Below are 6,302 nucleotides of genomic sequence, written 5' to 3' on the forward strand. Positions count from 1 at the left end.
GCTCACGCGGCGCCGCCGATGAGGGCGAGGGCGTCGTCGACCGAGGCGTCGTCGTGCACGACGGCCATGAGGGCGGCGGTGATGCCGGCGGGGTCGTGGTGCTGGATGACGTTGCGTCCGTAGACGATGCCGCGCGCGCCCTGCTCGAGCACGGCCCGGGTGCGCTCGAGGAGCGTGCGGTCGTCGACGCGGCCCCCGCCGCGCACGAGGAGCGGGGTGTCGCCCGCCGCCTGGATGACCCGGTGGTACTCGGTGATGTCGTCGGTGGGGTCGGCCTTGATGAGGTCGGCGCCGAGCTCGCGCGCCTGGCGCACGAGGGTGACGATCTTGGCCGTGTCGCCGTCGACGCCGTAACCGCCGGAGCCGGGCTTGGTCTGCATGACCAGCGGCTCGATCATCAGCGGCATGCCGTATCGCTCCGCGTCGGTGCGGAGCGCCAGGATCGAGCGGATGCACTGCTCGCGCACCTGCGGCTCGCCGGGCAGGTCGAGCAGGTTCACGCACACCGCGACCGCGTCGAGGCGGACGGCGACCTCGATGGCATCCGGGACGTGGATGCTGTGCAGGGGCGACTCGAGCGGGTCGCCGTAGACATTGGCGATGTCGGTGCGCAGCACCAGTCCGGGCTTCTGCTTGCCGGGGACCGACTGCAGCAGGGGTGCCTGGCCGAGGGTGAGCTGGACGGCGTCGGGACCGGCGTCGACGAGGGTGGCGACGGTCTTCGCCATGTCCTCGATGCCGGTGAGGAAGTTGTGCTCGTGGAAGGCGCCGTGGTCGACGGCGACGTCGAGCGCGCGGCCGGACTTCGCGTTGAAGAGGCGGTGAAGGCGGGGTTTCGACATGGGGTGTGGGTCTCCGAGACGTCGGTGTCGAGGCGCTGCTCTGCGCTCGACGGTCAGTATGCGGGTCGCGAGACAACGTTGTCAATCACTGCTAGCGTGAGCCGCGCAACGGCGAGGAAGGCGGGGCTCATGGGCGAGCTGTACGGATCGACGGTGGACGAGGTGCGACGGCGCGCGGGTTCGCTCGCGCAGGTGGCGAGCGTAGAGGCGTCGGTGCGCTCCGACGGACCGGATGCCGGCACCCGGCGTCTCAGGCTGATCGCGGGCGAGCTCGAGGTCGAGCTGCTCCCCGATCGCGGGCTCGACATCGGGCAGGTGCGCCACCGCGGGGTGCCGCTGGCCTGGGTCTCGCCGACGGGCTGGCCGCGGCCGGGAGCCGCGGGGTTCGGAGCGTCGTTCGGCGGCGGGCTCGTCACGACCTGCGGTCTCCTGTCGTTCGGTCCACCCTCGACCGACGCCGAGGGGGAGCACCCGCAGCACGGGCGGTACAGCGGCCTCGCGGCATCCGTCACCCGGGCGGAGGTCACGGATGACGCCGTGGTCGCGGAGGCGACGGTCGTGGAGGCCACCGTGCTCGGCGCGCACCTCGAACTTCGGCGGCGCGTGCGCCTGCCGTTCGGGGCGGGGCGGATCGAGCTGCGCGACGAGATCGTGAACCGCGGCTCGCGCGCGGTGGAGCCCATGGTGCTCTACCACGTCAACCTCGGCTGGCCGGTGGTCGACGAGGGTTCCGTGCTGCGCTCGCCGGCGGAGCGGGTGCGCGCGCGCGACGCGGACGCCGAGGCGGGTCTCGCGTCGTGGGCCGAGTTCCCCGCCCCGGTCGCCCACTACCCCGAGCAGGTGTTCGCGCACGATCTGCCGACCGACCGTCGCGTGCACGCCGAGGTGGTCTCGCGGTCGGGGCTCGGCATCCGGATCTCCTTCGACACCGCGATGCTGCCGGGCATGTTCCAGTGGCGGGTGGCGCAAGAGGGCGCGGTCGTGCTCGGCGTGGAGCCGGCGACGGCGGCGACGATCCTCGGGCGCGCCGACGCGCGGGCGGCGGGTCTGCTGCGCGCGCTCGGGCCCGGGGCGGCATGGGAGCTCGGCCTCGACATCGATGTCATCCGAGACGGATCCGTGACTTGACAACGTTGTCCCGCGGGCTCATGCTGACTCCAGTGGAGCCCGCCCGAGGGCTCCCGGTCCGTAAGACAACGATGTCGGAGCAGCGATGACGCACGAGCGAGAGACGGCCGGTGAGGCTACGACGCTCCGGCCGCGCGCCCGGCTCATCGACGTCGCGGCCACGGCGGGCGTGAGCCCCAAGACCGTGTCGCGCGTCATCAACGACGAGACGGGGGTGCTCGCACCCACCCGGGAGCGGGTGCTCCGCGCCGTGCGCGAGCTCGGGTTCGTGCCCGACCGCAGCGCTCGCGAGCTCAAGCGGCGCGACGCCGACACCATCGGCATCCTGATCGACGCCATCAGCGACCCGTTCTTCGCCGCCTTCGTCAGCGTCGTCGAAGAGCTCGCCGTCGCGGACGGCCTCAGCGTCATCTTCGCCAGCACCGGCTACGACGCCGCCCGCGAGAGCGCACAGCTCGAGCGCCTCACCGGGCACCGGTTGGCAGGTCTCATCGTGGCGCCGGTGGCGGTCGCCGCCTCGACCCTCGCAGCACTTCGCACCCGCTTCCCCGTCGTCTGCATCGACCGGGTGCGTTCCGGCATCGACGCGGTCGTCATCGACGACTTCGGGGCGGCCGTCGAGGCCACCGACGCACTCATCGCGCACGGACACCGACGCGTGGCCTTCATGGGCGAGGACGTGCCCTACCCCACCGTCAGCGACCGTCTGGCCGGATACCGCTCGGCCCTCGCGGCCGCGGGACTGCCCTTCGACCCCTCGCTCGTCGTCACCCACGAGCGGTTCGGGCGCGGTGAGGCCGCCGAGGCCTCCCCGCTGCTCGAGCGCGAAGACGCCCCCACCGCCCTGCTGTGCGCGACGAGCCTCGCCGCCATCGGCACCGTTCGTGCCATCCGCGCGCGGGGACTGCGGATGCCGGCGCTCATCTCGTTCGGCGATTTCACCCTCGCCGAGGTGCTCGACCCCGGCATCACGTACGTCGATCACGACCCGCGGCTGCTCGCCACGGCCGCGTTCCGGCTGATGCGCGAGCGCGCGACGCGTGCCGACGGCGGGCCCGAGCGCGTCGTCGTACCGACCCGGCTCGTGCCGCGCGGGTCGGGGGAGGTGGGGGTGCCGGCGCTCGACCGTAGGGGGTCCGCGACGGGCCCTTCGACGAGCTCAGGGACCATCGCTGGGGGTGCGGTTGCGGCCGGGGCGCGTGGGGGGTCCGCGACGGGCCCTTCGACGAGCTCAGGGACCATCGCTGGGGGTGCGGTTGCGGCCGGGGCGCGTGGGGGGTCCGCGATGGACCCTTCGACGAGCTCAGGGACCATCGCTGGGGGTGCGGCTGCGGCGACCGTCGCTGCGCCTCTCGGCAACCCCGAGACCGACCCGCTGCCCGTCCTCGCCGAACCCGCTCCCGCGCTGGTCGCAACCGCGCTCACCCTCGTCCACCCCGAGCCGGGCGGCGATGCCGCCGTTCCGGCCTCCGCATCGATCGGAGCCCCGTGAACACGCCCGTCCTGCTGCCCCCCAACCCCGTGCAGCACTTCTACCTCGGCGGCGACCGCATCGCCGCCCTCCGCGGCATCGTGCCCGAGACCGACCGCCAGCCCGAGGAGTGGCTCGGTTCGACCGTGTCGCGCTTCGGATCCGACGACATCGGTCTCGCCGTCACCGACCGGGGCGCGTTCCTCCGCGATCTCGTCACCGCCGACCGTGCGTCGTGGGTGGGGGCACGGGGAGGGCGGAACGCCGCCGATCTCGGCATCCTGGTCAAACTCCTCGACGCCCGTCAGCGACTCCCCGTGCACGTGCACCCCGACCGGGGGTTCGCCCGTGCGCACCTCGACTGCCCCTACGGCAAGACCGAGGCCTGGTACGTGCTCGAGACCGAGGACGACTGCGCCGTCTACGTCGGCTGGAACGAGGACGTCGACCGCGACGAGCTCGACCGCCGCCGCGACGCGCAGGACAGCGAATGGATGCTGTCGCGCATGAACCGCGTGGTCGTGCGTCCGGGCATGGGCGTTCTCGTGCCCGCGGGGACCGTGCACGCGATCGACGGCGGCATCTTCGTCGCCGAGGTGCAGGAACCCACCGACTTCTCGATCCTGCTGGAGTGGTCGGTGACGACCTCCACCCGCGAGGAATCGCACCTCGACCTGGGTTTCGAGGCCGTGATGCCCGCCGTCTCGACCCGGAAACTGGATGCCGACGCGCTCGACGCGCTGATCAGCGCGGCCGGGACGACGCCGGCCGGCCCCGCCTTCCGCTCGCTCCTGCCCGACGCCGCGGACCCGTATTTCCGCCTCTTCGACGCCGCCGGAGACACCGTTGCGCGCGACGCGGGCTTCGCCGTCGTGCTGGTGCGCGAGGGCGCGGGGGCCCTGGTCTCGGACGCGGGGACCGTCGACGTCGAGCGCGGACAGGTCTACGCCGTACCGCACGCTTTCGGCGCGTGGCGCCTGACCGGCGGTGCCGAGATCCTCGTCGGCGCCCCCGGCTCGGGGTGGCCCGGCACCCTGAAGGGCGGTGACGTTCAGTGACCGACTACGTCGTCGGAATCGACATGGGCTCGACCAGCACCAAACTGCTGGTCGCGACCGTCGAGGGACGCCAGGTGCTCGTGGTCAGCCGGCGCTCGCCCTGGACCAACCTCGATCACGGCCGGGCCGAGATGACGGCCGATGAAGCGATCGCCGTCGTGCGCGACCTCGCCGCCGAAGCCGACGTGCGCCTCGACGCGGGCTACCGCATCGTCGCGCTCGCCGTCTCGGGCATGGCCGAGGCCGGAGTGCTCCTGGATGCCGAGGGCGGGGCGCTCGCGCCGTTGATGGCGTGGTTCGACCCGCGCGGTGCCGAGCAGATCCTGGCGACGCCGGCGGCGTTCCGCGCCGAGTTCCCCGGCCGCACCGGGCTGCCGGTGGGGCCCCTGGCATCCATCGCGAAGCTGCTGCACCTGCGCGACAGCGGGGTTCCGCTGTCGGGCAACACCTTCCTGAACGTGCCGGAGTACGTGGTGCACGCACTCGGTGGGCCGCGCGTCGCGGAGTACTCGCTCGCCTCGCGCACCGGCCTGCTCGACCAGGACGACAGCACCCCGTGGGGCGCCGCCCTCGACGTGCTCGGCGTCGACGAGACGATCCTCGGCGCGCGGGTGAGCGCGGGGGAGGCCGTGGGCGTGCTGAGCGACGAGGCGATGCCCGCGGGCTTCCGCGGCGCAATCCTGACCGTCGCGGGTCACGACCACCTCGTCTCCGCCGTCGCCGTCGGCGCCACCCGCACCGGCCAGCTCTACGACTCGATGGGAACGGCCGAGGCACTGGTCCGGGTGCTCGACGAGACTCTGTCGTTCGCGGCACGCGAGCGCCTCGCCCACGCGGGCATCAACTGCGTGCGCCACGTCATCCCGGGCACGCACGTGCTGCTGGCGGGAACGAAGTCGGGACTGCTCATGCGGCGCGTGCTGCAGCTGCTCGGGATCACGGATGCCACGGGCCGGGCGCGGATCGACGAGGCGGCCATGGCGCTCCCCGTCGACGGCACCCTCGCCGACGGTGGTCTCGAGGTCTCGGGCGCGCGCAACGACGACGGCGTGCTGAAGATCGTCGCGCAGAGCGACGGGCTCAGTCCCGCCGAGCTGTTCGCCGCGGCCTTGCGCCACGGCAACGACATGCTCGCCGAATGCATGGCGGTGATGGACCGAGAGGTCGCACCGCCCACCTCGACGGTGCTCACCGGCGGCTGGTCGACCATGGCATCCGTCGTCCGTTCGCGTTCCGCACTGCTGCCGGATGTCACGGTCTCGACCCACGACGAGGGCACCGCGTACGGCGCAGCCCTGTTCGCCGCGTTCGCGGTGTCACCCGACTCGTTCGCGACCGTCGCTGAATCGTTCCTCTCTTCTTCTCTTGTCACACACGAAAGGAGCTGACGATGTCGTCAGTCACCACCACCGCCCCGGTGCTGCAGGCGCGGGGTCTGTCGCGCCAGTTCGGTCATGTCCGGGCGTTGAACAACGTCGATTTCGAGGTCTACCCGGGAGAGGTCACCGCGTTGATCGGTGACAACGGCGCCGGCAAGTCCACCCTCGTGAAGGCCCTGTCGGGAAACCTCGCGGTCGATGAGGGCGAGATCCTCTTCGACGGCAAACCGATCGAGATGTCCAACCCGCAGGTCGCCTCCGCCCTCGGTATCGAGACGGTGTACCAGGACCTCGCCCTCGCCCCGCACCTGGACCCGGTGCAGAACATGTACCTCGGTCGGGAGATCCGCCGCCCGGGCCTGGCGGGGGCGTTGGGGTTCATGAAGACCAAGGACATGGCCGTCGCCTCCCGCGCCGCGTTCGA

6 protein-coding genes are annotated in these 6,302 nt (G+C 72.3%); 5 read left to right on the forward strand and 1 reads right to left on the reverse strand.

The features are described from left to right. Positions 1-2: 2 nt before the first annotated feature. Entirely contained in the window at positions 3-842 is an 840-nt protein-coding gene (locus tag ACTJJP_RS17210; RefSeq protein ID WP_440776207.1) for a class I fructose-bisphosphate aldolase, read from the reverse strand. Between the two features lie 129 nt (positions 843-971). On the opposite strand from ACTJJP_RS17210, the gene ACTJJP_RS17215 reads away from it, so the two are divergent. The 5 genes from ACTJJP_RS17215 to ACTJJP_RS17235 form a co-directional block, all read left to right on the forward strand. Continuing rightward, entirely contained in the window at positions 972-1,970 is a 999-nt protein-coding gene (locus ACTJJP_RS17215) for an aldose 1-epimerase family protein (protein ID WP_440776208.1), read from the forward strand. Between the two features lie 85 nt (positions 1,971-2,055). Then, positions 2,056-3,462 carry a LacI family DNA-binding transcriptional regulator gene (locus tag ACTJJP_RS17220; protein WP_440776209.1) on the forward strand — a complete coding sequence of 469 codons (1,407 nt, stop codon included), beginning with the start codon at positions 2,056-2,058 and terminating at the stop codon, positions 3,460-3,462. Further along, complete coding sequence (locus ACTJJP_RS17225) at positions 3,459-4,499, forward strand: class I mannose-6-phosphate isomerase (protein WP_440776210.1); 1,041 nt, start codon at positions 3,459-3,461, stop codon at positions 4,497-4,499. Before ACTJJP_RS17220 ends, ACTJJP_RS17225 begins: the two co-directional genes overlap by 4 nt. After that, positions 4,496-5,887, forward strand: a complete 1,392-nt coding sequence (locus ACTJJP_RS17230) for an FGGY-family carbohydrate kinase (RefSeq protein ID WP_440776211.1) — start codon at positions 4,496-4,498, stop codon at positions 5,885-5,887. The genes ACTJJP_RS17225 and ACTJJP_RS17230 overlap by 4 nt, the downstream gene beginning before the upstream one ends. Before the next feature lie 2 nt (positions 5,888-5,889). Further along, on the forward strand, positions 5,890-6,302 hold a 413-nt coding region (locus ACTJJP_RS17235), incomplete at its 3' end, for an ATP-binding cassette domain-containing protein (RefSeq protein ID WP_440776212.1).

The organism is Microbacterium sp. 22296 (assembly GCF_052045385.1).
Taxonomy (GTDB): Bacteria; Actinomycetota; Actinomycetes; order Actinomycetales; family Microbacteriaceae; genus Microbacterium.